Origin of the sequence: Clostridium sp. K13 (assembly GCF_019734195.1) — a bacterium.
GTDB lineage: Bacteria > Bacillota > Clostridia > Clostridiales > Clostridiaceae > Clostridium.
On the sequence record NZ_JAASHM010000046.1, the window covers coordinates 1 to 25,626 of the forward strand.

Sequence of the window (25,626 nt, forward strand, 5' to 3'; positions counted from 1 at the left end):
TGAATTTTAAATTTTATCCACAACTAATAATAGAAAAACCCTCTGTTTTTAAACAGGGGGTTTTTCAACAAACTGAATAACAAGTTTTATAGAAACTTGTTATTTTTTTAGAAATTAAAAGGATAAAATGATTTGTAATATTAGAGAGGTTAAATCTAGAGGAGCTGAAGTTATTGGTGTAGCATATGAAAATTAAGAATTAGATTTATCTATCTTTGATGAGGTTGTAAGAATATTACAAATTTCAAATATAATAGTACCAGTATTAGGAGCTAATTAATTAGAGAATTAGCTCCTTTTAAGGTTTAAGGAATTGTTATATCATTAATGAAATCATAAGTAATTTCAATTAGGGTATATGCAATCCCAGTGAGGGTGATAGTTGCTAATAAAATCATATTATCACTCCAATAAAATAATATATTAATATGGTAGTTAAAAATATAAAAAATATACATTAATTTTACTTTAAGTATAATATTTTAAACAAATAAATGAGTAATAGGCATTATGCTGATTCCTAAAAATATAGAAGCAACAGAAAGTCCAGTGTATCCATACTTTCTAGAGGAAGGTATAAGTTCATCTAATGATATATATATCATTATTCCACAAACTACAGCAAAAATTATTCCAAGTATAAGTTCGTTAATAAAGGGTTTTAAACATAAGAAAGCAATTAGTGCACCTAAGGGCTCTGCCATTCCAGATAGAAATGAATATTTAAGAGCTCTATATTTACTTTTAGTTGCAAAATAAATTGGCATAGCAATGGCAATGCCTTCAGGAATATTGTGAAGAGCTATAGCTAAAGTTACAGCAATTCCTAATGATGTATCTTGATATCCAGAAACAAAAGTTGCAATACCTTCAGGAAAGTTATGTATCATAAGAGCTATAGTTGATACTAACCCAACTCTAAAAATATCAAAGTTATTATTGCTGTTAGGTATACTTCCTTTTTCTTCTTCAGGAATAAATATATCAATTAAGTAGGCCATTAATGCTCCTATCAATAAGAATAAAATTGACCATAGTATACCATTAACTTTTCCATGATATTTTGAAATGGCTTCTTGAGCTGTAGGAAATAAATCTGTAAATGAAACTGTAATCATAACGCCTGCAGAAAAGCCTAATGAAAAGGTAAGGAATTTTTCATTTCTAGTTTTACTAAAGAAAATAATAACTGCACCTAAAACAGTTGACAATCCTGCGATTGTTGAAAGTAATAATGGAAATAATGAAGCTTTATCAATCATTCTTAACCTCTCTATATTATTGTTACATAATTATTTTATGACTAATGATAAATAAAAAGAATATAAAGTTACAATAAAATGTAAAAGTGGTTAAATATTCAATAAGATGCTATAATTATAATCATATATTTTTAGGAGGTAAGTAGTGAAAAAAGATTATTCGGCACTTATTTGGGGATTGATATTTGTTATTGTAGGAATTATATTTGGGGGAAATGCACTTAATATATGGCATGTAGATGTATTTTTTCCAGGATGGTGGACTTTATTTTTAATTATACCTGGATTAATATCAATGGTTAGGTATGGATTTAATTGGGGATCAGGTATTTTGGTAATAATAGGATTAGTGTTGATGTTTGATGCTTTGGATATAATAGACGATGTTATTGTATGGAAATTAATATTCCCATTAGTTTTAGTTGCAGTAGGTATATCTATAATTGCATCATTTTTTAGAGGAGGAACTAAAAAAAACATTGAAGCAGATGAGTATAGTAAAAGTAAATCATATAAGTATGATTCAACACAATATCCAAGATATACTGCTATTTTAGGTGGTGGAGATTATAAGAATAATACTGAAGATTTAAAAGGTATAGTTGCAGAAGCTATATTAGGTGGATTATCAATAGATTTAAGAGATGCAAAAATAACTGAAGATATAGTTTTGGAACTTACTGCAGTTTTAGGAGGAATAGATATATTTATTCCTGATAATGTAAGAGTTGAGATAATATCAGGAGTTCCAGTGTTAGGTGGGTTTGAACATAAAATAAATAGAAATGCTATTTCAGGACCTAAGGTCAGAATTAAATATACAGCAGTATTAGGTGGAATAGAAGTTAAATAAAGTATTATTGACATGGTTTTAAGGCTATGCTAAAATCCTCATACAAATAAAATTTATAATTTAAATATAGTTTAGTTTTCTAGGGTTCCGCAGTTTAAAGCTGGCTGGTCCAAGAGGAAACACACAGTTTACTGTGGACACGGAAGGATAAAAGCCTGGGAGATATTTTTATAATATCTCTCAGGTTTTTTAATTTTTTTATTAATAGGAGGATGTATAATAATGAGTAATTTTAGTTATAAGGATGTTTATATTGAAGAAGGTAAAAGAGTTTTAGAAGTTAATATACTTCCAGAGAAATATTGTAATTTTGATTGTATATTTTGTCCTATAGGAAGATCAAAAAATAAGGTTGATAGTCAGATATCATTTAATGAAATTGATGTTGATTTAAATGAACTTGATAATAAAATAGAAGAAACAAAAGCAGAGTTGATATTTATTAACTCAAAGGGAGAGGCATTAATTAATGATAAAATTAATAAAATAATTAGTTTTATAAAAAATAAGGGATTAATAGTAAGGTTATTATCTAATGGATATTTATTGGGAAAAGATGAATATAAAAAAATTGCTAATAATTGTGATGAGGTAATTGGTGAAATAAAAGTTATTACAGAGGAGCATTTTCAAAAAGTTCAAAGACCTATAGAAGGATATACTATAGATAAGTATATTAGTAACATGGCTTTATTTAATAAGCAGTATAAGGGAAAATTTATATTTGAAATTACTATTATCAAGGGATATAACGATAATGAAAAGTCTGTTAATGAATTAAAAGATATTATTACTAAAATAAAACCTGATAAAGTTATTGTTTCAAGAATAGAAGAGGAAGTATTTAAGAAGAAGCTTGGTATATCTGATGAGGAATTACAAAAGATATCAAAAAAAGTATTAAGTTATAAGTAAACTTTCAATGATAGCTATGCTCTTCAGTAGTTTAACAAATATTAATTTTAGGAATATAATTATCTGTATTTAGATTTTATAAAAAATAAATTTATTTAAAGATATAAATTTATATTATTATTTTTAGAAATTTCATTTATAATAAGAATAAATATTATTTAACAAATGATTTATTTTTATATAAACATAAGATAAATAATAAAGTATAAATAATTGATAGTTCAATTATAGAAGAGGATGGTGTTTAAGATGAAAGTTATAATCATCGGTGGTGTAGCAGCAGGAATGAGTGCTGCAGCTAAGTTTAAGAGACTTTCACCAAATGATGACGTTATAGTATATGAAAAGGGTGATATTGTATCTTTTGGTGCTTGTGGATTACCATATTATGTAGGTGGATTCTTTGAGGATTCACAAGAAATGATAGCAAGAACTCCTGAACAGTTTAGGGAGTCTGGAGTAGAAATACATACAAAACATGAAGTTATAGATGGAGATTTTTCTAATAAAAAAGTAAAAGTTAAAAATCTTATTACAGATGAAATATTAGAAGAAAATTATGATAAGCTAATGATAGCTAGTGGTGCTAGAGCAATAATTCCACCAATTAAAAATATTGATTTAGAAAATGTAGTTACATTAAAATCAATGGATGATGGTGATAAGTTAAGAGAATTAATGGCAAAGGATGAATATAAAAAAGTTGCTATTATAGGAGCTGGATTTATAGGACTTGAAGCTGTTGAGGCTGCTAAGCATAGAGGTAAAGAAGTTACTGTTATTCAACTTCAAGATAGAGTACTTCAAGAAGTATTTGATAAAGATATAACAGATCTTTTAGAAGAAGAGTTAAGAGATAAAGGTATTAATCTTTTATTATCAGAAACTGTAGTTGAACTTATAGGAGAGGGGAAAGTTTCTAAGGTTAAAACTGATAAAAGAGAAATTGATGCAGATATAGTTATACTTGCAACTGGTGTAAAGCCAAATACTGATTTCTTAAAATCTGATGAAATAAAGATGCTTAGAAATGGAGCAATAGTAGTAGATAGTTATGGAAGAACATCAGTAGAAGATGTATATTCAGCCGGTGATTGTGCTACTATAAATAATTTAATTACAGGAAAAGAATCATATGTTCCACTTGCAACTGGAGCTAATAAGCTTGGAAGGATAGTTGGAGAAAATTTAGCAGGACAAAATAATTCATTCCAAGGATCTATGTCATCAAGTTGTATTAAAGTTATGGATATGGAAGCGGCTAGAACTGGTCTTTCAGAAAAAGAGGTTTTAAATTTAGGATTCAATTACAAAACTAAATTTATAACAGATATGAATCAAACTAGCTACTATCCTGGTAGAGAAAGAATTTATGTTAAGCTTATTTATGATGCACATACTAAGGTTATATTAGGTGGGCAAGTAGCAGGATATAAAGATGCTGTTCAAAGATGTAATGTTTTAGCTGCATGTATTTATGCAAAGATGACAACAGAACAACTAGGAATGTTAGATCTTTGTTACTCACCACCATTCTCAAGAACATGGGATGTTCTTAATGTGGCTGGTAATGTATCAAAATAGTAGTAGATAGTATTTATTAATTTCTTATAGTAAAAATGGCTTGAATTTAATTTTCAAGCTATTTTTACTATATTTTTTATATTACTTAATAAATTTTTATTTATATTTAATTGCTTTAGGTTATTCATTAGAAAAAGTTATATTATACTGTACTTCTCTAGGACTTGGAACTGTTTGGCTTGGTGGTACTTTTAATAAAGGTAACTTTGCTAAAGCTGTTAACTTAAAAGAAAATGAAATTCTTCCTATTGTTTCACCTGTAGGTTATGAAGGCGGTAAGAAGTCTCTTTTTGCTAAGGTAGTAGGAAAAAATACTAATAAGCGTAATGACTTTTCTCAATCATTCTTTAATGGTGATTTTAATACTCCTCTTACAGAAAGTGATGCTGGAGAATTTTATGAACCTCTAGAAATGTTAAGATTAGCACCTTCGTCTATCAATAAACAACCTTGGAGAGTTGTTAAAAAGGATGATAAAATACATTTTTATTTTGCAGATGCTAAAACTTCAACAATAATTGATATGGGAATTGCACTTTGTCATTTCCATTTAACAGCTCTAGAAAATAATCTTGAAGGTGAATTAAAGATTAATGATCCTAAGATAGAAAATAATAATTTAACTTATGTTATGTCATGGGAAAAGTAAATATATTTATAAAAAGTTAGTGTACTGTCACTAACTTTTTATTTATCAATATTCATAGCATACTTTTTAAACTTTTTCTTTACTATTGAAAGATATTATTCCTTATTCCAAACCATATAAATATTCTTAAATCTTATATCATCCTTTATTTTAACTATAGATATAGTACTCATATTTATTGATTGAGTATATGCAACTATGGCTATCCCTGCCCTTGCTGATACAAGACCTGAAAGTAAACTTGCTTCATTTGGCTCTGCTACTATCTTTGGATTATATCTCATTAATTAATAAACTGTTGTAAGTTAATTCTTTCCTCCGATTCTATGAAATATTTATAACTTTTAGTTATACTTCTATAATTAATTTCAATTAGACATCTTACCAAATCTAGTGTTAAACTATTATTATTATTGTAATTCTTGCTATTGTTAAGATAAAAGAATTATAAATTTTATTTATAATTCTGTCGAAAGTAGCTATGAATGATAAAGTATATTTTTAGGAGTGAATTTTATGTTTAATGTAGATAAAAGTAAATGTATAGCTTGTGGTCAATGTATTAAAGATTGTCCTACTGCAACAATTTCTTTTGTAGATGATAAAGCTGATATTAATAATGATAGATGTATGAAATGTGGACACTGCATCGCTATTTGCCCAGTGAATGCAGTTTCAACTGATGATTATGATATGAATCAAGTAGTATCTTATGATAAAGATACATTTTCAATAGATGCAGACAATCTTTTAAACTTCATTAAATTCAGAAGAAGTGTTAGAAGATTTAAAGATAAAGAAGTTGAAAAAGAAAAGATTGAAAAGATTATTGAAGCTGGAAGATATACTCAAACTTCAACTAATAATCAAGATGTTTCTTACATCGTTCTTACTGAAAAACTTGGAGAATTTAAAGAATTAGCATACAAGTGCTTACAAGCAAAAGGTGAAGCTATATTAGCTAATATGACTCCTGAAACTGAATACTTAAGAAGATATGCAACTCTATGGGTAAATATGTATAATGCTTATAAAGAAGATCCTATAAATAAAGATAGATTATTCTTTAATGCACCAGCTGCTATTTTTGTAGCATCAAATACACCTTTAAATGGAGGATTAGCTTCTTCTAACATGGAACTTATGGTAGATGCTTTAGGCCTTGGAACTTACTTTAATGGTTTTGCTATGCTAGCACTTCAAGATAATAAAGAAATACTTGACTTATTAGGATTAGAAAGCAGCAAATCATTAACTTCATGCTTAGTAATAGGATATCCTAATGTTACATATAAGAGAACTACTCCTAGAAAAGAAGCTCAAGTTAAATGGTTATAGAAAAAAGAGGATTCAAATTTTAAAGTGGATCCTTTGTCAAGGACAATTAAAAAAAGAGGATTAAGCTATTAAAAGCTGATTTCTGTATTTTACAGGAGTCAGCTTTTTTTATATTAATTCCTACGCTGACTATTGAAATTATACTTCTAGCACTACCAATCTACCATAATATACTGAATATATTAGGTAAAATATCTTTAGAATATTTCTGCTGCAAAATATATTTTCATAAACAAAATGGATTTGTTTTAGTTAGTAAGTATATTTTGTTTGGCAAAATGTAGAAATAAAAAATAGTCGAGAATTCGTATTTATGATTTACTTTATTAAAATTTTATGTAATAATATTATATATTTTGTGCCTAATTAATAAAAAAATAAAATTTTTATTAATAGTTGCAATTTAACATAAATGGATTTAGTAATATAAATCTCTTTATGTTAAAAAAAAACTATAAAATTAGGAGTGGACATATGAAAATAGGATTTGATCATGAAAAATATTTAGAGGAGCAATCAAAGTACATATTAGAAAGAGTAAATAACTATGATAAGTTATACTTAGAATTTGGTGGAAAGCTTTTATTTGATTTACATGCAAAAAGAGTTTTACCAGGATTTGATGAAAATGCAAAAATAAAATTATTACACAAATTAAGAGATAAAGCAGAAGTTGTTATAGCGGTATATGCAGGTGATATCGAAAGAAACAAAATTAGAGGTGATTTCGGAATCACTTATGACATGGATGTTTTAAGATTAATAGATGATTTAAGAAGTTATGACTTAGAGGTAAATTCAGTTGTAATAACTAGATATAATGATCAACCTTCAGCTACTGTTTTCATAAACAAGTTAGAAAGACGTGGAATAAAGGTTTATAAGCATAGAGCTACTAAGGGATATCCAACAGATGTTGATACTATAGTTAGTGAAGAAGGATATGGACAAAATCCATATATTGAAACAAGTAAACCTATAGTGGTTGTTACTGCACCAGGACCAGGAAGTGGTAAACTTGCTACATGTTTAAGTCAATTATATCATGAAAATAAAAGAGGAAATGTTGCTGGATATTCTAAGTTTGAAACATTCCCAGTATGGAATGTTCCATTAAAGCATCCATTAAATATAGCTTATGAAGCTGCAACAGTTGATTTAAAAGATGTTAATATGATAGATTACTTCCATTTAGAAGCTTATGGAGAAACTGCAGTTAACTATAATAGAGATTTAGAAACATTCCCAGTACTTAAGAGAATTATAGAAAAGATTACAGGAAAAGAGTCAGTTTATAAATCACCAACAGATATGGGAGTTAATAGAGTTGGATTTGGTATAGTTGACGATGAAGTAGTTAAGGAAGCTTCAAGACAAGAAATAATAAGAAGATACTTTAAAACAGGTTGTGAATATAAAAAAGGTTATGTTGATAAAGAAACCTTTGAACATGCAAAGCTTATAATGGAACAAGTTAACTTAAAGCCTGAAGATAGAAAAGTTGTTATACCAGCAAGAGAGCGTGCAGCTAAGTTAAAAGAAGAGAATAATAATATTTATACAGCAGTTGCAATGGAATTAAGTGATGGAACTATTCTTACAGGAAAAGGTTCAGAACTTTTAGATGCAGCAGCGGCAGCATTATTAAATTCAGTGAAGCACTTAGCTAATATAGCAGATGATATACATTTAATTTCACCAGTTATTTTAGAACCTATTTTAGATTTAAAATCTAAAACTTTATCAAACCAAAAAGTATCATTAAATTGTGAAGAAGTTCTAATTGCATTAAGTATTTCAGCAGCAACTAACCCAACAGCACAAGTTGCAATGGAAAAGTTAGCAATGCTTAAGAATTGTCAAGCTCATTCAACTACAATACTACCAACAAGCGATGAGCAAACATTAAGAAAGCTTGGAATAGACGTAACATGTGATGCAGAATATGCTTCAGAAAGTCTTTTCTACAACAATTAATAAATAGATAAAATAAAGAGATTATTACAATGTTTAATGTAATAATCTCTTATTTTTATAGTGATTTTTATAACAATAAAAAGTACTCACTATTTTTTTGCGTGATGAATAGTAATAAAGTATATCTAAAATATTATGCAAAGGAGTAGGGAGATGACAACTTATAAAGGAATAGATATTAGCAATTGGCAAGGAAGCGTAAATTTTTCAGAGGTAAAAAATAGCGGAGTACAAATAGTTTATATTGAAGCAACAGAAGGAAACTTTTATACAGATCCATATCTTCAAGAATTTTATGATGGAGCATCTGATAATGGCTTATTAATAGGATTTTATCATTTTTTTAGTCCATCTGTATCAGTATCAGAACAAGCAAGATATTTTACTAATGCTATAAGTGGGATGACAAGTGAATGTAGATTAGTATTAGATTTAGAAGAATCAGGGGGATACGGTCCTTCAGAATTATCAAGTCTTGCAAATGAATTTTTACAAGAAGTAGAATCAAATAGTGGATTAGATGTAGCTTTATACACTTATGCAAGCTTTGCAAATAATAATATTGAAACAGGATATGGATTAGAAAATTATCCATTATGGATAGCAGAGTATGGCACTAGTAGTCCAGAAGATAATCCAATATGGGGAAGTAGTTATGCAGGCTGGCAATATTCAGATACAGGATATACTCCAGGTGTAAATGGAAATTCTGATTTAGATACCTTTAATAGTGGGATATTGCTAAATAGTAAGGTAAGTATTCCAGGAACTAGAAAGCAAGAATCCGAAAATGGCGCTATCAAGTATTATGTAGTACAAGCAGGAAATACATTAAGTGGAATAGCAGCAAGATTTGGAACTACAGTTCAAGCATTAGCCCAATTAAATAATATAGCAAATCCTAATTTGATCTATGTAGGACAAGTATTGAAGATATACGGAAATAATAAAGTTCAAAGAGGAAATAATAACTTCAGTACAACTTATATAGTACAATCAGGAGATACGTTAAGTGGAATAGCATTAAGATTTGGTACAACTGTACAAGAGTTAGTGCAATTAAATAATATAGCAAATCCTAATTTGATCTATGTTGGAGAAGTATTGAAACTTCCAGTTTCTAACTCAGTTAAAACTGGAGCATCACCTAAACAATATCAAACAACTTATATAGTACAATCTGGAGATACATTAAGTGGGATTGCTGCAAGGTTTGGAACTACAGTTCAATATTTAGCAAGGATAAATGGAATAGTAAATCCAAATTTAATATATGTTGGACAAGTATTAAAAATTAGTGGATCCGGAGTATCGGCACAAAGAGGAGCCTCAACTGCAACTTATGTAGTTAAGTATGGAGATACATTAAGTGGAATAGCATTAAGATTTGGAACTACAGTCAATAATTTAGTTGCATTAAATGATATTTCAAATCCAAATTTAATATATGTAGGACAAGTTCTGAAAGTTTAGTTGTAAAGTAAGATGGAAGCTACATTATATAGGTTCCATCTTACTTTATAATATTACATAATTATTTTAAATATTAGTTGAAGTATCACTTTTAGCCTTTTTCAATGAAGTGAAGCTTTCTACAACAAGAACTATAGCTAAAACAAATAGTATTATAGCAATAATTCCAAGCATATAATTAGGAGTTGCACTAAATAAATTTGTTTTAATTAAAAGTCCAAGGGCAACTAAAGTAACTATAAACATAAATACCATAGGAATTATAGTCATCATAGTTTTCTTGCCTCTCTTTGAGAGCCATGCAGTTATAGCTAGTAATGATAATGCTGCTAATAATTGGTTTGCAGATCCAAACATTGGCCAAATTTTATCATAGCCATATCCTAATAATATTGCTGCTAGTAAAACTGTAATTATTGTTGAAGTATATATATTTCCAAAGAATTTCTTTACTGGTTCACTAGCATCATCAAACATTTCTTGGAATATATATCTACCAATCCTTGTTGCAGTATCTAAGCTTGTTAGGGCAAATGCAGAGAAAGTAAGAGTTACAAATATTCTACCTATTTCCATTGGTAAACCAAATTTATTCATAAACGTAGCTAAACCGTTTGAGAATATTTGAGCAGGGGTAGCACCATCAGCCTTTGCAACTGAAGCAACAGCTATAAGTGCAAGTACAGCAACAACACCTTCTATAAGCATAGCACCGTAACCTATAAGTTGAGTGTCCTTTTCAGATTTTACTTGTTTTGCAGTTGTTCCAGAACTTACAAGTGAATGGAATCCAGAAACTGCACCACAAGCAACTGTTACAAATAAGAATGGGAATAAGGTATTTCCATTAACCTTAAATCCAGCAAACATAGGTATTTCTGAAAGAGCTGGAGTTGAGAATAATACACCTATTACGCCACCAATTAACATTGCATACAAAAGGAATGAACATAAATAATCTCTTGGCTGTAATAAGATCCATACAGGTAAAATAGAAGCTAATGCTATATATAGTATAAGAATGATATTCCAAGCACCTTGAGAAAGTTTAACTACTGGGAATAAGTATCCTAGCCATATACATATGAATAAAACTAAAACGCCAATTATTGTGGCAATACCAAGTTTAGCTGATTTCCTATAGACAAAGTAACCAAATGCTACAGCTAAAGCAATGAATAAAAGTGAAGCAGTACCAGCCCTAGCACCAGTTAAATTTTCAGGTGTAGCTGGATTATATGCAAATGTACCAGCACAAATAGAAGTAAAGGCAGCAACAACTAATATTAGTGTTGCATAGGCAAATATATCAAATAATAATTTGCCTCTTTTGCCTATATTAACTTTCATTATTTCACCAATACTTTTACCATCATGACGAAGAGAAGCAAATAGTGCACCAAAATCATGAACTCCACCAATAAATATAGATCCAACTAAAATCCATAAGTAAACTGGAAGCCAACCAAATATAGAAGCAAGTATAGGACCAGTTATAGGACCAGCACCAGCAATTGAAGAAAAATGATGTCCGAGGACTACTTTAGCATCTGCAGGAACGTAGTCAATGCCATCTTTTAAAGTGTTTGCAGGAGTTTTTTTGTCAAAATCAATACCCCATTTTTTTGCTAACCAGCGTCCATAGGTTAGATAAGCAATAATGAAAATAGCTATAGCACCAATAAGTAATAATAATGAGTTCATATAAGTCCCCCTTATAAAATATAATTAAGATGTAGGTAAATACACCTTTTTTAGCTTTTTACCTGCTTTGTTAGATTCAACTAAGTTATCAGAAAGACCTACAATAAATAATCTTATTTCACAAAAACCTTGAAAGTAAAATTTATATATTTTTTCATATTTGAAGCTTTTAATTTTTTTTATTGTTGATTTATTAGGAAGAGTATTGCAGACAATTATTGCATTTATATAAGAACTTTTATGATCTTTATGGGGTTTTACTAAAAGGTTAGGGGTAGTTTTTATGTATTCTATAAAGTCATCAATTTTATAATCATCTATAGATTCAAAATATTTTACTAAAACATATTCATTTGATTCAAATTTATCTATTATATCTTTTTGAGATATCATTGTTCTACCTAAAACTAGCTTTGTACTAGCAAAAATATTAAAGGTATTAGAATGTAATTGATTATTATATTGTATATCAAAATAAGAATTCAATCGATTAGATAAGATGCTTGTATAATGAGATATATCCATTAATAGCACTCCTTTATAGAAAGAATATTTTAAAAATAAACGGGGAATAATGGTTGTACAATATAATGATATTCTTTGATTTGATAAAATAAAACTATTTTTATAATAAATACATTAAATAATTATAAAGATAAAATAGCTATAAAAACAAAATAATCATAAAAATATACTCTCAATTTATAGAATAACTAATAATATGGCAAGGAATAATAATAATAGATACATTAGATATTTTATGAAAGGAATTGTTTTGATGAATGAAGAAAAAGTTAGAATAATACCTCTTGGTGGATTAGGGGAAATAGGAAAAAATATTACTGTTATAGAGTGTGATGATGAGATTATTGTTATTGATTGTGGAATAGCATTTCCTGATGAAGAAATGTATGGAGTTGACTTGATAATTCCTGATATTACTTATTTAAAAAATAATGAAAAAAAGATAAAAGGCATTTTTTTGACTCATGGACATGAAGATCATATAGGGGCATTACCTTATGTGTTAAAGGAAATTAATGTTCCTCTTTATGGAACTAAATTAACAATAGGTATTGTTAGGACTAAGCTAGAAGAACATAATGTTTTAGCAGAGGCAAAGTTAAATAATGTTGAGCCAGGAGATGTTATTTCATTTAATAAGCTTAAAGTAGAGTTTATAAGAAATACTCATAGTATTGCAGATTCATGTAGTTTAGCAATATTTACACCTGTAGGAATAATACTTCATACAGGTGATTTTAAAATAGACTATACACCTATAGATGGACAAAAGATGGATTTACAAAGAATATCTAATCTTGGTAAAGAAGGAATAGCTTTATTAATGGCAGATAGTACTAATGTTGAGAGACAAGGACATTCTTTATCAGAAAAGAGTATAGGATTAACATTAGATAGAATAATTGGAAAAGCAAAGGGAAAAGTTATAGTTGCTACCTTTGCATCTAATATACATAGAATGCAGCAAATAGTAGATGCATCTATTAAAAGTAATAGAAAAGTAGCTTTTAATGGAAGAAGTATGGAAAATATATCTAAGGTTGCTATGGAACTTGGATATTTACATATTCCTAATGAGCATATTATTAGTATTGATGATTTGAATGATTATGAAAATAATAAAATTACATTGATTACTACAGGAAGTCAAGGTGAGCCTATGGCATCATTAGCTAGAATAGCATTTTCAACTCATAGAAAAATAGTTATAGAACCTAATGATACCTTTATAATTTCAGCATCACCTATACCAGGAAATGATAAGCTTATTTCAAGAGTTATTAATCAATTATTTAGAAAAGGTGCGGATGTAATATATGAGGATTTAGAAGATGTTCATGTATCGGGCCATGCTTATAAAGAAGAATTAAAGCTTATACATACATTAGTTAATCCAAAATATTTTATGCCTGTTCATGGAGAGTATAGACATTTAAAACATCATGGTGATTTAGCAGAAGATTTAGGTATGAAAAAAAGTGATATATTTATTTTAGAAACAGGAAATGTTTTAGAATTAACAAAGAATAGTTGTAAAAAAGAAGGTAAGGTTAGAACAGGAGCTATATTTGTTGATGGATTAGGGGTTGGGGATGTTGGAAATATTGTATTGCGTGATAGAAGACATTTAGCTCAAGATGGAATGTTAACTATTGTTGTGGCAATTGAAAGAGATACTTTAAGTATTGTTTCAGGTCCAGATGTAATTACAAGAGGTTTCGTATATGTTAAAGAATCAGAGGAACTTATAAATAAAGTAAAAGAATTATCAGTAAATGAGCTAGAAAAGTGTCTAGGAATGGGAGTTATTGAATGGTATGTATTAAAGGGTAGTATCAAAAAAAATGTTGAAAATTATATATATGAAAAAACCAAAAGAAGGCCTACAATAATTCCAATTATTATGGAGACCTAGCTAGTATTTATGTATATTTATTATTTAAATTGTAAAATATGAATTGTGATTTTTAGTTGTCGTTGAAAAAATGTAGATATATGTTGTATAATTAAAATGTAAACATTTAAAAGGGAGAAAAGGGGAAAATATATGAATACAGGAACAGCTAAAAAATATCAAGAATTATTGCAAGAATTTTCAAAAACTCCAAGAGCTGACGTTAACGGCTTTAGAAAAAAAACAGAAGAGGTTTTAAGTGAATTTTTTAAATTAGATGAAGTTTATACAATAGCTTCAAGAAGTGCAACAGTTGAAGAAGTTAACGAAAATATAGCAAAACCATTATGTGCTTTAAATCATAAGAAAATGCCATGTATGTGGTTCTTTTCAGAAAAAGAATTTGCACAAGATTTTGTTAAGCACTTTAATATTATAAAAGACGGTACTGAATATATAAGAAAGTTACAAGGTAAAGAGCTAATTGATGTTATAAAGTTTGGAGTATTTAATGGAATATATCAATTTTCTATAGATGAAGGCAAATGTACTATGGTTGTTGTACCATATGATTTATTAAATGTTTATTTTGCTAGTAATGGAGAGGAAAATTTCTTAGAAAAAGATCAATATGAGTTAATGATTTTATTTACAATGATGAAGTTCCATAAAAAACTTTTATATGCAATTGAAAGTGATGAGAAAGATTGTAATGATAAAAATATATTAGCAGCAGATAGAAAAGGTGTCCTTAATATTTTTGATAAAAAGGATGATGCAGATGTTCATAAGTATGATATTGGATATGGGAGAAAAGAAGCAACATCACTTAATATAATTGAATTTAGAAATGCAATTAATTCAATAGTTGATAGTATTGAGCTAGTCAGATTTGAAATAAGAGAGAAAATTATTGAAGTAAATAGTAAGAAGTTAGCTTACATATTAGATGAAATGGTTAAGAGCTATTATAAATAAATAAGAAAAAACTACCTATAATTAAGATATTATAGGTATTTTTGTTAATATAAAGAAACTTTAAATGGATATAAATTTTATTTATTAATTATAATAAAAATTATATAGATTTATAATTAAATAGATGATATAAAATAATATAAAGAGTAAAGCTTATAAGTCTATATTTAATAAATAGATAGTAAAAGCAAAATATAATACATTTATTTGAGAGGAGAAGTTCTATGAAAGATTTATTAGATAAGGGCGCTGTAGTTCAAAGAGATATGGAAACATATGCAATAGCTCCACATTTAACAGGAGGGCTTATAACTCCAAAACAACTTAGAGATATTGCAGATGTTGCTGAAAAGTACAATGCATCAGCAGTAAAGGTGACAGGGGCTCAGAGAATAGCTATCGTTGGCTTAAAAGAGGAAGATATTGATAATGCATGGGCTGACTTAGGTATGAAGCCAGGAGCTGCAATAGGTTTATGTGTAAGAAGTGTAAAGATATGTCCAGGAACTACTTTCTGTAAGAGAGGTTTACAGGATTCAGTAGCTATAGGTTCAAAATTAGATGGAGCATTCCATGGTAGAAATCTTCCTAATAAATTAAAAATAGGTGTTAGTGGATGTCCAAATAGTTGTGCAGATAGTCATACTAGAGATATTGGTTTAATAGGTGGACCAAAGGGATGGATTCTTTACCTTGGAGGAAGAGGTGGAGTTATTCCTAGATTAGGTGATAGAATTGCTATGAATATTCCAGATGAAAGAATTTTCGAAGTTGTGGAAAGAGTAATAGATATTTATGCTGAAAATGGCCAAGGAAGAGAAAGACTAGGAAATTATATTGATAGAATTGGATTAGAAGAATTCAAGAAGATATTAAATATTGAAGAATTCTTAAAGGCTTAAAAAATACTAGAAGGCAAATTCAAATTATTGTTAATATTTTGAGTTGCCTTTTATTTTTTTATTTACTTAATATGAATATAGGTTATACTAATTAGATGAAATATAATAAAAAAATTATAAAAATGAGGTAAATATGTTGGAAAATACATTTAAGGATTACAATTTATGTGATGAAATAATGAAGTCATTAGAAGGAATAGGCTATAATAAGCCTTCTGATGTACAAAGTAAGGTTATACCTGAAATATTAAGGGGAAAGGATGTTGTAGTTAAATCTCAAACAGGAAGTGGAAAAACTGCAGCTTTTGGAATTCCATTATGTGAAAATGTGCATTGGGATGAGAGTAAACCAGAAGCCTTAATTTTAACACCTACTAGAGAGTTAGCTATTCAAGTTAAGGAAGAATTAACAAATATAAGTAGATTTAAAAGGTTAAGAGCTGTTGCTATATTTGGAAAACAACCTTTTTCTGATCAAGCAAGAGAGTTAAAACAAAAAACTCATATTGTAGTAGGAACTCCTGGTAGAGTATTTGATCATATTGATAGAGGAACATTAGATATATCAAATATAAAATATTTAGTAATAGATGAAGCTGACGAAATGCTTAACATGGGCTTTATAGATCAAGTTAGGGATATAATAGATTCATTAAGTAAAAATAGACAGACAATGTTATTTTCAGCAACTATTCCAGAGGAGATATTAGGATTATGTAAGGTGTATATGAATAATCCTGTTAATATTGAGATTAAGGCACAAAAGTTAATAACAGATAATATAACTCATGAATTATATAGATTTGAGGAGTTTTATAAGTTAGATAATTTAAGTAAGCTTTTAATAAGTGAAGTGCCAGAGACAGCGGTTGTATTTTGTAAAACAAAAGAAAATGTAGATAAGGTTTTTGAAGTCTTAAATAAAAAGGGATACTCTGTAAATAAGATTCATGGTGGAATGCTTCAAAAGGAAAGATTAGAAGCAATGGATAGCTTTAAAAAAGGTAACTTTAAAATATTAGTATCTACGGATGTTGCAGCAAGAGGAATTGATGTAGAAGGAATTACTCATGTAATTAATTATGATTTACCAGTAGAAAAAGAGGCTTATGTACATCGTATAGGAAGAACAGGAAGAGCAGGGGCAAAAGGAAAAGCTATATCTTTTGTTAATCAATATGAAGATAGGCTTTTAGATATAATACAAGACTATATAGGATTTAAAATTCCTGTTGCAGGAAATATTGTTGAAGTAAATAAAGAAAAAAGAGATGAAGCAATAAAAGCCTTAAAATCTAAACCAAAGGTTAAAAAGGAAAAAGCTAAGATTATAAATAAAAATATAACTAAAATATATTTAAATGGTGGCAAAAAGAAAAAATTAAGAGCAGGAGACTTTGTAGGTGCTATATCTAGAATTGAAGGAATAACTGCTGAGGATATTGGAATAATAGACGTGCAAGATACTGTTTCGTACATAGACATATTAAATGGCAAAGGTAATAAAGTAATAGAAGGCCTTAAAAATTCAACTATAAAAGGAAAGAAACTTAGAGTTGAACGAGCAAGAAAATAGTTGAAATAAATTGAGAAGCAATTTATTTAGTTAAGGGCCTTCGGCCGGTTAAGTTTTTTGAACAGCGCTCCGCTAGTTCAAAAAGGTAAAAGTTGATTACGCCAACGGTAAAAGCATTTTGGATAGTTAAGGAGAAAACTTCATAAGAAGTTTCTAAAATATATATTTAAAGAAATTACGAAGTAATTTCCTCCTTAACTTTTTCCCCTTTGCTTTAGCAAATCCTTACTTATGATTAATTAGCGCAAGATACATTAATCACTCTACCTTGGCCGTTAGGCCCTTAACTTTTATTTTCCTTCGCAATTTAGTTATAGTGTGTATTTCTAAATTTAGATGGTGAGACACCTTCAAAATATTTAAAGGTTTTTGAAAAATGACTTTGATCATAAAAACCAAGTGATATTGATATATCAAGCATGCTTTTATTTGTTGTAAGTAATAAAACTTTAGCTCTATCTATTTTAATTTTTTTTGAGTATTTCATTAAGGATATTCCCATATGTTTTTTAAAACAAGTTGATGCATATTCTGGTGTTATCCCAAGATGTTCAGATATTTTTTCAAGAGACATAAAGCTTTCAATATTCATATGAAGATGTTGAAGTAATTTATTTACTATGAAGTTATCCTTAACTTCTACATCACTAATTAAAAACTCAAGATACGCTTCTGCCATTTCCACTTCTAGATCTTGAAGTGATTTTAAATCATTAAGAGTAGGAATTTTAACATAATATTTATTATAAAGAGTATGAAGATATTTTTTTGAAATACCATGTCTTATGATTTCTTTAGAAAATATAGCATTCCAAATATATAAATCTATTTTTTTATCTTCTATATTTAAATCTTCTTCTAATTCCCCAATGTGTTTTTGTTTAATCTTATAAAGAATAGCAGGCCTATTACTAGTATCAATAAAAGATGAAAATTCATTGCTAAAAATATTTAAATCTGAAATAAAACTTTCGTACATAACAATACCCCCAATATAGAAAGTTATATTAATTATATATATATTATATTATAAATATACAAACTGTGGTATGAAAAATTTTTATAATAATTATGTAAATGTTTTAATGTGATGGGAGGAATTTTATGAATAAGTATGCAGTTTTTCATGTTTTAGATACTCCTTATTCCTATGGGAAGGATAAGGATACTTTAGTTGTAAGAGTTAGAGTAGCAAGAAATGATATTAAGGAATGTTATATTTATTATAAGGATAGATATGATTGGGAAAATGAATATAATAAAAAGGCTATGAATATAGTTGCAGAAACAGAATTTTTCACATATTATCAGGCAGAAATATCGGTTTTTAGAAATAGATATAGATATTACTTTGAGTTTATAGATTCAAACTTTGAAAAGTTTCAATATAATGAGAGAGGCTTTATAAATAAAGATTTTAACTATAATGATATGAATTCTTTTCAATTCCCTTATATAGCAGAAGAAGATTTATATCAAGAGATTAACTGGTTACAAGAATCAGTTGTATATCAAATATTTCCTGATAGATTTTGTAATGGAGATTCATCTATAGATATTGAAGGAACTAGTGAATGGGGAAAAGGCAGAGTTCATAGAAGAAGTATTTATGGAGGAGATATACGTGGAATAATTACTAAGTTAAATTATTTAGATGATCTTGGAGTAAATTTAATATATCTTACACCTATCTTTAAATCTACTACTAATCATAAGTATAATACTCAAGACTATTTTGATATAGATCCTCAATTTGGAACATTAAATGAAGCTAAGGAATTAGTAGAGAAGGCTCATAACTTAGGTATGAAAGTGGTTTTTGATGCAGTATTTAACCATTCAGGTTCAGATTTTTTTGCTTTTGAAGATTTAATAGAAAATCAGCAAAAATCTAAATATAAGGATTGGTATTTTATAGATTCATGGCCTGTAACAAAATCAAAAAATAAATATTATACTTTTGCAAATGGCTGTGATAATATGCCTAAGCTAAACACTAATAATAAAGATGTTAGAGATTATTTGTTGAGTGTTGGAGAGTTTTGGATTAAAGAAGTAGGGATTGATGGATGGAGACTTGATGTTTGTGACGAAGTTGGACATGAATTTTGGAGAGCTTTTAGAAAAAGAATTAAGAGTACAAAAAAGGACGCAATAATAATTGGTGAAATAATGCATGAAGCAAATGCTTTTTTAAAGGGGGATCAGTTAGATGGTATAATGAATTACCCTTTTAAAAATGCTATTATAGATTTTTTTGCAAAGGGAATTATAAGTGGAAGAGAATTTTTAGATATAATGTCTGAAAATAGGGCTTTATATATGGATAGCATAACTAAGCAAATGTGGAATTTACTTGGAAGCCATGATACAAAGAGAATTTATACAGAATGTGATGGAAATATTGATAGAATAAAACTTTCTATAGCATATCAATTTTTATATATAGGTGTTCCATATATATATTATGGTGATGAAATTGGATTAAGTGGGGGAGATGATCCTAATAATAGAAAGTGTATGAATTGGAATAAGAATACACAGAATAAAGAAATATTTGATTTTTATAGAGATATAATTAATATTAGAAAAGAAAATAAAGTATTTATTTATGGAACATTTGAAGAGGTATATTGTGAAAATAATATAATAGCTTTTAAGAGAGTTTTAAATAATGAGGAAACTTTAATAATATTTAATAATAATGAAAATGAATCAATAGTAAGACTAAATTTAAAGTCAAAGGGAGTAAATTTAATAACGAAAATTATTGAAGATTTATTAGAAGTTAGATTAGATAAACTTTCATTTAAAGTATATAAAGTATTAAATAATAATGAAGCGTATTCAAGATAAGAATGAAAAGTGAAAAGTTAGGGTTGAAACTACTGTGGCAATTTCTTAAAAAATATATATATTTTAATTTAGCTAAGCTGAACTATTTCCTTAACTTTTCACTATTCACTTAATAGATTACTTTGCAATTTATATAGAGTATTAAAATAGAACTTTCATACATTCATTTTAATTTAAGTAAAATGATATTGACAAAATATAAAGATATGATAACATAAAGGTAAGAAAACAATTTCAAAGGTCTTTAAGATAGAAGAAATTTTTTTTGAAGACTTTATTAAAATAATTAATAAAGAAGTGGTAATGTGAGTAAAGTATTAAAAGGTAGTTTTGAGTTAATGAAACAATTGAATGTTTCAGCAGTACTTAAAGTTATAAGAGATAATGGAAGTCTATCACGTGCAGAGATTGCAAAACTAACGGGACTAACTCCAGCTAGTGTTACTAATATAACAAAAATTTTAATTGAAGATAAAATTCTTGTAGAAGGTAAAATTGGAGAATCAAGTGGAGGAAGACCACCAATAATATTAGAACTTAATCCAAATGCTAGATATGTAATAGGGGTATGTATAGGAGTTGGAATAATAGAGGTAGTGATAACTAATCTTTCAGCTATGGTAATAATTAAAAAATCTATAAAAATAGAGGAAGAAAGATTTAATCATGATTTAGTTTTTAATAAGTTAGTTAATTTAATTAATGAAGTTATTAGGGATAGTGAAATAGACAAGGAAAAAATATTGGGAGTAGGAGTAGCCTTACACGGTATAGTAAATGCAAGAACAGGAATATCTATATATGCTCCATATTATGGGTGGGAAAATGTAGATATAAAGAGCGAGTTAGAAGAAGCTCTTGGATTAACAGTGTATGTAGATAATGATGTAAGAGCTATGGCATTAGGTGAAAGCTGGTTTGGAGTAACTTCAGATATAGCTAATTTTATAATTCTAAATATATCAAATGGTATAGGAGCTGGAATTATTATAAATAATAAGCCTTATTACGGAGTTGATTTTAGTGCTGGAGAAATTGGACATATAGTAGTAGAACCAGATGGTGATAAATGTAACTGTGGTAATTATGGGTGTCTTGAAACTGTTGCATCTAATAATAATATAACTAAAAAAGCTATTAAGCTTATAAAACAAGGTGTAAATAGTTCTTTAAAGATAAAACATGAGGATATAAATAATTTAACTATAGAAGATATATGTATAGCTGCAAGAAATGGTGATGAATTATCAATAACAATGTTAAAAGAGGCATCTAGATATATTGGAATAGGAATTACGAATTTAATAAATATATTAAATCCTACGGCAATAGTAGTTGTTGGAGAAATATTTGAAAATACAACACATGCTATTGAAACATTAAATGAGATAGTTAAAAATAGAGGACTTAAATTATCAAGCGAAAATGTAAAAATAATTAAGAGTTTGCTAGGAAGAGACGTTGCAGTAGTAGGAGCTACAACATTAGTTATTCAAGAAATATTTAATGGTATTACAATAAAGTAATACAAAATTAGACTATTAAATTTGATTTTAAATATTATTAAATTAAAAGTGGATGGTGAAAATTATGTGTAATATTGGGTATGAAATTGAAAGACTTTTAAAATTTGCTTTAAAAAAGGAAATGATTTCGAAGTGGGATGTGATTCCTTCAAGAAATGCATTAATAGATTTGTTAAAAGTAGAGGCACCTTTTGAGGGAGAAGTAGAAGAGGTTATAGAAGAAAATGCAGTTGGCATATTAAATAATATTTTAGATTTTGCTGTTGAAACGGGTTTAATAGAAGAAGACACTACTACGTTAAGAGATTTGTTTGACGCGAAGATAATGGGATTATTAATGCCAAGAGAAGGAGAAGTTGTTAAAACTTTTTACAATAAATATGAAAATGAATCAAAAGAAAAGGCAACAGACTGGTTTTATGATTTAAGTAAAGCATCAAATTATATAATGACTGAAAGAATAGCTAAAAATCTTTGGTGGCCAGCAAAAACTGAGTATGGAGATTTAGAGATTACAGTTAATTTATCTAAGCCAGAAAAGGATCCAAAGGAAATTGCAAAAGCAAAGCTTATGAAACAAGCAACATATCCAAAATGTTTGCTTTGTAAAGAAAATGTAGGTTATGCAGGAAGAATAAATCATCCAGCTAGACAAAATCATAGAATTATTCCTATGGAATTAACAAATAAAGAGTGGTTCCTACAGTATTCACCATATGTGTATTATAATGAACATTGTATTGTATTTAGTGGTGAACATGAGCCAATGAGATTAACAAGAAATTCAATTGAAAGACTTGTTCAATTTACAGAAGTTTTACCACATTATTTTATCGGGTCTAATGCTGATTTACCGATTGTTGGAGGATCAATATTAACACATGACCATTATCAAGGTGGAAGACATGAATTCCCTATGGAGAAGGCAGAAATAGAAAAGTATTATGAAAGCAAAAAATATAAAGACATTGAAGTTGGAACTGTTAAATGGCCAATGTCTGTAGTTAGAATAAAGGGTAATGATAAAGATAGGGTTATAGATTTAGCTATGGAAATATTTGACGCTTGGAAGAATTATTCTGATGCTGAAAATGAGATAGAAGCTTTTAGCGGAGATGTACCACATAATACAGTTACTCCAATTGCTAGAAGAAAAGGTGAAGCTTTTGAATTAGACTTAGTTTTAAGAAATAATAGAACTTCAGAAGAACATCCAGATGGTATATTCCATCCACATAAAGAACTTCATCATATAAAGAAAGAAAATATAGGATTAATTGAAGTTATGGGACTTGCTGTTTTACCAGGAAGACTAGAGAAGGAATTAGATACTATAGCTAAAATATTATGTGGTGACTTAGCTTATAACAGAGTTGAAGCAGAAAATAATGATGAAATTAATAAGCATATACCATGGATAGAAAGAATGATGTCTGAAAATTCTTCATTAACTTATGAAGAAGCTAAAGAATTATTAAAAGAAGAAGTTGGAGTTATATTCTCAAGAGTACTTGAAGATGCAGGTGTATTTAAGAGAACTGAAAAGGGACAAGTTGGATTAGAGAAGTTCTTAAGTACAGTACTTTAAGAAGTGGCAAGTTAAGGAATAAATTAAGTTTATACTGAATTTAGAAAAATTATTATTATTATTATTGTTATATAAAGTTGATTTAAGAGAGGTTGAAGAAAAGTGAACAGAGAAGAAATGATGCAATTATTTAAAAACGAATATGGAGTAGATAACAGAGAAATAAAGACTTTCTTATCTCCAGGAAGAGTGAATCTAATTGGTGAACATATAGATTATAATGGTGGTTTTGTATTTCCAGGAGCATTAACAGTGGGTATTTATGCAGCTTTATCATTAAGAGATGATAATAAAATAAGAATGAGATCAAAAAATGTTGCTGGAGAAGTTATAGTTAATTTAGATGAAGAGTTAGTTTATAAGAAAGAAGATGATTGGGGTAACTATCCAAAAGGAGTTATGAAGGCACTTAAGGATTTAGGACATGAAGTACCAGGAATGGACATAGTTTTATATAGTAATATTCCAGATGGAGCAGGACTTTCATCATCTGCTGCACTTGAAGTACTAATGGCATATATAATACTTTACTTAGAAAATCCAGAGCAAATTGATAGAGTAGAAGTGTCTAAACTTTGTCAAAAGGTTGAAAATGAATTCGTTGGTGTTAACTGTGGTATCATGGACCAATTTGCAGTTGCAGTAGGAAAAAAAGATCACGCAATACTTTTAGATTGTGCATCTCTTTATTATGAATATGCACCATTAAACTTAGGGGATTATAGCTTAGTTATAATGAGTACTAATAAGAGAAGAGAGCTTGCAGATTCTAAATATAATGAAAGAAGAGCAGAATGTGAAAAAGCTCTTGAAATAATAAATGAAAATAAAACAGAAAAGTTAGAAAATCTTTGTCAAGCAACATTAGAAGATATAGAAAGCTTTATTAAGGATGAAACTATAAAGAAAAGAGCTATACATGTTGTTACTGAAAATGAAAGAGTTAAAAACAGTATGGAAATGTTAAAAGCTAACGATATATTAGGATTTGGTAAGCTATTAACAGCATCTCATATGTCTCTTGAAAATGATTATGAAGTTACAGGACTTCATCTTGATACTTTAGTACACGAAGCATTAAAAATAGAAGGATGCATTGGTGCTAGAATGACAGGAGCTGGATTCGGTGGTTGCGCTATTGCTCTAGTAGATAATGCTAAAGTTGAAGAATTTAAAGAAAAGGTATCAGTGGCATATAAAGAGGTTACTGAAATTACACCTTCATTCTACACAAGTAATATAGGTGAAGGAACTCACGTATTAAACTAAATAAATTATAAAAAGTTGTCCTTTAGTTGGACAACTTTTTTTGGTTGATATTATATATTAGCTAAGGAAATTTCCAATAGTTTTTAGAAAAATGAGATTATAAAAGCATTGACTAGAAAATAATATAAAAGTATAATTTTAAGGTGTTGCTAAAAACTAAAAAGCGATAAAATTCGACATAACACGAATTTAAAATAAAGTTAATTTAAATAATATTCATATAATATTGAGCTAGTATAAAAAGAGGAAAGTTCCTTTAATATTAATTGAAAAAGGAGGCGTTTAAATGAGAAACAAGCTATCAATTAAAGCTATAGTTGCAATTGGTATTGGAGCAGCAGTGTTTATGATACTAGGAAGATTTGGTTCTATTCCAACAGGAATACCAAATACAAGTATTGAAACAAGTTATGCACTTTTAGCGTTAATGTCAGTTATATATGGACCAGTAGCAGGATTTGCAATAGGGGTTATAGGGCATAGTTTAAAGGATTTAGTGTTTTATGGAATGCCATGGTTCAGCTGGGTACTTGCATCAGGTGTCGTTGGTCTTGTTATAGGGTGTTCAGCAAGAAGATTAAAAATAAATGGTGGGATATTTGAAAAAAAAGAAATTATAATTTTTAATATATATCAAATAATTGCAAATATATTAGCATGGGGAGTAGTAGCACCAACGTTTGGTGTTAGTATAAAGTAGTGGACACATTAAGACGAACTAAGTTAAAATAATATTTAGTTAAGAAAGGATGTGTCC

Annotated in this window: 20 protein-coding genes, 1 pseudogene and 1 riboswitch; of the genes and pseudogenes, 16 read left to right on the top strand and 5 right to left on the bottom strand. The window is 28.3% G+C overall.

The genetic code is table 11. The features are described from left to right. Nucleotides 1-482: 482 nt before the first annotated feature. On the bottom strand, nt 483-1,262 hold the full coding sequence (gene zupT / locus HCG76_RS16785; protein ID WP_221701386.1) for a zinc transporter ZupT: 780 nt from the start codon (nt 1,260-1,262) through the stop codon (nt 483-485). A 145-nt stretch (nt 1,263-1,407) separates the two neighbouring features. On the opposite strand from zupT, the gene HCG76_RS16790 reads away from it, so the two are divergent. The 4 genes from HCG76_RS16790 to HCG76_RS16805 all read left to right on the top strand — a co-directional run bounded on the left by HCG76_RS16790 (nt 1,408) and on the right by HCG76_RS16805 (nt 5,263). Then, complete coding sequence (locus HCG76_RS16790; protein WP_221701387.1) at nt 1,408-2,115, top strand: LiaF transmembrane domain-containing protein; 708 nt, start codon at nt 1,408-1,410, stop codon at nt 2,113-2,115. Between the two features lie 68 nt (nt 2,116-2,183). Further along, a riboswitch (guanidine-I (ykkC/yxkD leader) is annotated at nt 2,184-2,279 on the top strand. A 58-nt stretch (nt 2,280-2,337) separates the two neighbouring features. Continuing rightward, entirely contained in the window at nt 2,338-3,030 is a 693-nt protein-coding gene (locus HCG76_RS16795) for a radical SAM protein (RefSeq protein WP_221701388.1), read from the top strand. 249 nt (nt 3,031-3,279) lie between these two features. Next, a complete protein-coding gene (locus HCG76_RS16800) occupies nt 3,280-4,614 on the top strand; it encodes a CoA-disulfide reductase (protein ID WP_221701389.1) in 1,335 nt (444 codons plus the stop codon). A 40-nt stretch (nt 4,615-4,654) separates the two neighbouring features. After that, nucleotides 4,655-5,263 carry a nitroreductase family protein gene (locus HCG76_RS16805; RefSeq protein WP_260458177.1) on the top strand — a complete coding sequence of 203 codons (609 nt, stop codon included), beginning with the start codon at nt 4,655-4,657 and terminating at the stop codon, nt 5,261-5,263. Between the two features lie 95 nt (nt 5,264-5,358). Here HCG76_RS16805 and HCG76_RS16810 read toward each other — a convergent pair whose 3' ends face one another. Further along, nucleotides 5,359-5,547, bottom strand: a complete 189-nt coding sequence (locus HCG76_RS16810; RefSeq protein ID WP_221701390.1) for a hypothetical protein — start codon at nt 5,545-5,547, stop codon at nt 5,359-5,361. A 232-nt stretch (nt 5,548-5,779) separates the two neighbouring features. Between HCG76_RS16810 and HCG76_RS16815 the strand changes: the two genes are divergently transcribed. From HCG76_RS16815 to HCG76_RS16825, 3 genes are all read left to right on the top strand, one after another. Beyond that, nucleotides 5,780-6,601: a nitroreductase family protein gene (locus tag HCG76_RS16815; RefSeq protein WP_221701391.1), complete on the top strand. Its 822-nt coding sequence runs from the start codon at nt 5,780-5,782 to the stop codon at nt 6,599-6,601. Between the two features lie 474 nt (nt 6,602-7,075). Further along, complete coding sequence (locus HCG76_RS16820) at nt 7,076-8,578, top strand: DUF1846 domain-containing protein (protein WP_221701392.1); 1,503 nt, start codon at nt 7,076-7,078, stop codon at nt 8,576-8,578. A gap of 153 nt (nt 8,579-8,731) precedes the next feature. Beyond that, entirely contained in the window at nt 8,732-10,051 is a 1,320-nt protein-coding gene (locus HCG76_RS16825; RefSeq protein ID WP_221701393.1) for a LysM peptidoglycan-binding domain-containing protein, read from the top strand. 66 nt (nt 10,052-10,117) lie between these two features. Here HCG76_RS16825 and HCG76_RS16830 read toward each other — a convergent pair whose 3' ends face one another. Further along, entirely contained in the window at nt 10,118-11,755 is a 1,638-nt protein-coding gene (locus HCG76_RS16830; RefSeq protein WP_221701394.1) for a carbon starvation CstA family protein, read from the bottom strand. Nucleotides 11,756-11,779: 24 nt separating this feature from the next. Then, nucleotides 11,780-12,280, bottom strand: a complete 501-nt coding sequence (locus HCG76_RS16835; RefSeq protein ID WP_221701395.1) for a hypothetical protein — start codon at nt 12,278-12,280, stop codon at nt 11,780-11,782. 253 nt (nt 12,281-12,533) lie between these two features. On the opposite strand from HCG76_RS16835, the gene HCG76_RS16840 reads away from it, so the two are divergent. From HCG76_RS16840 to HCG76_RS16855, 4 genes are all read left to right on the top strand, one after another. After that, nucleotides 12,534-14,195, top strand: a complete 1,662-nt coding sequence (locus HCG76_RS16840) for a ribonuclease J (RefSeq protein ID WP_221701396.1) — start codon at nt 12,534-12,536, stop codon at nt 14,193-14,195. Nucleotides 14,196-14,327: 132 nt separating this feature from the next. Next, nucleotides 14,328-15,152 (top strand): hypothetical protein, encoded by an 825-nt coding sequence (locus HCG76_RS16845; protein ID WP_221701397.1) that lies wholly within the window; start codon nt 14,328-14,330, stop codon nt 15,150-15,152. Nucleotides 15,153-15,376: 224 nt separating this feature from the next. Further along, nucleotides 15,377-16,054 (top strand): NAD(P)/FAD-dependent oxidoreductase, encoded by a 678-nt coding sequence (locus tag HCG76_RS16850; RefSeq protein WP_221701398.1) that lies wholly within the window; start codon nt 15,377-15,379, stop codon nt 16,052-16,054. A 136-nt stretch (nt 16,055-16,190) separates the two neighbouring features. Continuing rightward, the gene (locus HCG76_RS16855; protein ID WP_370778829.1) at nt 16,191-17,630 is read left to right on the top strand and encodes a DEAD/DEAH box helicase; all 1,440 of its coding nucleotides are present in this window, start codon (nt 16,191-16,193) and stop codon (nt 17,628-17,630) included. 307 nt (nt 17,631-17,937) lie between these two features. Here HCG76_RS16855 and HCG76_RS16860 read toward each other — a convergent pair whose 3' ends face one another. Beyond that, nucleotides 17,938-18,609 carry a helix-turn-helix transcriptional regulator gene (locus tag HCG76_RS16860; RefSeq protein ID WP_221701400.1) on the bottom strand — a complete coding sequence of 224 codons (672 nt, stop codon included), beginning with the start codon at nt 18,607-18,609 and terminating at the stop codon, nt 17,938-17,940. A gap of 125 nt (nt 18,610-18,734) precedes the next feature. On the opposite strand from HCG76_RS16860, the gene HCG76_RS16865 reads away from it, so the two are divergent. From HCG76_RS16865 to HCG76_RS16885, 5 genes and pseudogenes are all read left to right on the top strand, one after another. Then, nucleotides 18,735-20,486 carry a glycoside hydrolase family 13 protein gene (locus HCG76_RS16865; RefSeq protein ID WP_221701401.1) on the top strand — a complete coding sequence of 584 codons (1,752 nt, stop codon included), beginning with the start codon at nt 18,735-18,737 and terminating at the stop codon, nt 20,484-20,486. A gap of 305 nt (nt 20,487-20,791) precedes the next feature. Beyond that, entirely contained in the window at nt 20,792-22,012 is a 1,221-nt protein-coding gene (locus tag HCG76_RS16870) for an ROK family transcriptional regulator (RefSeq protein WP_221701402.1), read from the top strand. A 64-nt stretch (nt 22,013-22,076) separates the two neighbouring features. Then, nucleotides 22,077-23,600: a UDP-glucose--hexose-1-phosphate uridylyltransferase gene (gene galT, locus HCG76_RS16875; protein WP_221701403.1), complete on the top strand. Its 1,524-nt coding sequence runs from the start codon at nt 22,077-22,079 to the stop codon at nt 23,598-23,600. Nucleotides 23,601-23,702: 102 nt separating this feature from the next. Beyond that, nucleotides 23,703-24,869, top strand: coding sequence for a galactokinase (locus HCG76_RS16880; RefSeq protein ID WP_221701404.1), 1,167 nt, complete (start codon nt 23,703-23,705; stop codon nt 24,867-24,869). 286 nt (nt 24,870-25,155) lie between these two features. After that, a pseudogene (locus tag HCG76_RS16885) lies at nt 25,156-25,563 on the top strand (ECF-type riboflavin transporter substrate-binding protein); the annotation flags it as partial. Between the last annotated feature and the right edge of the window lie 63 nt (nt 25,564-25,626).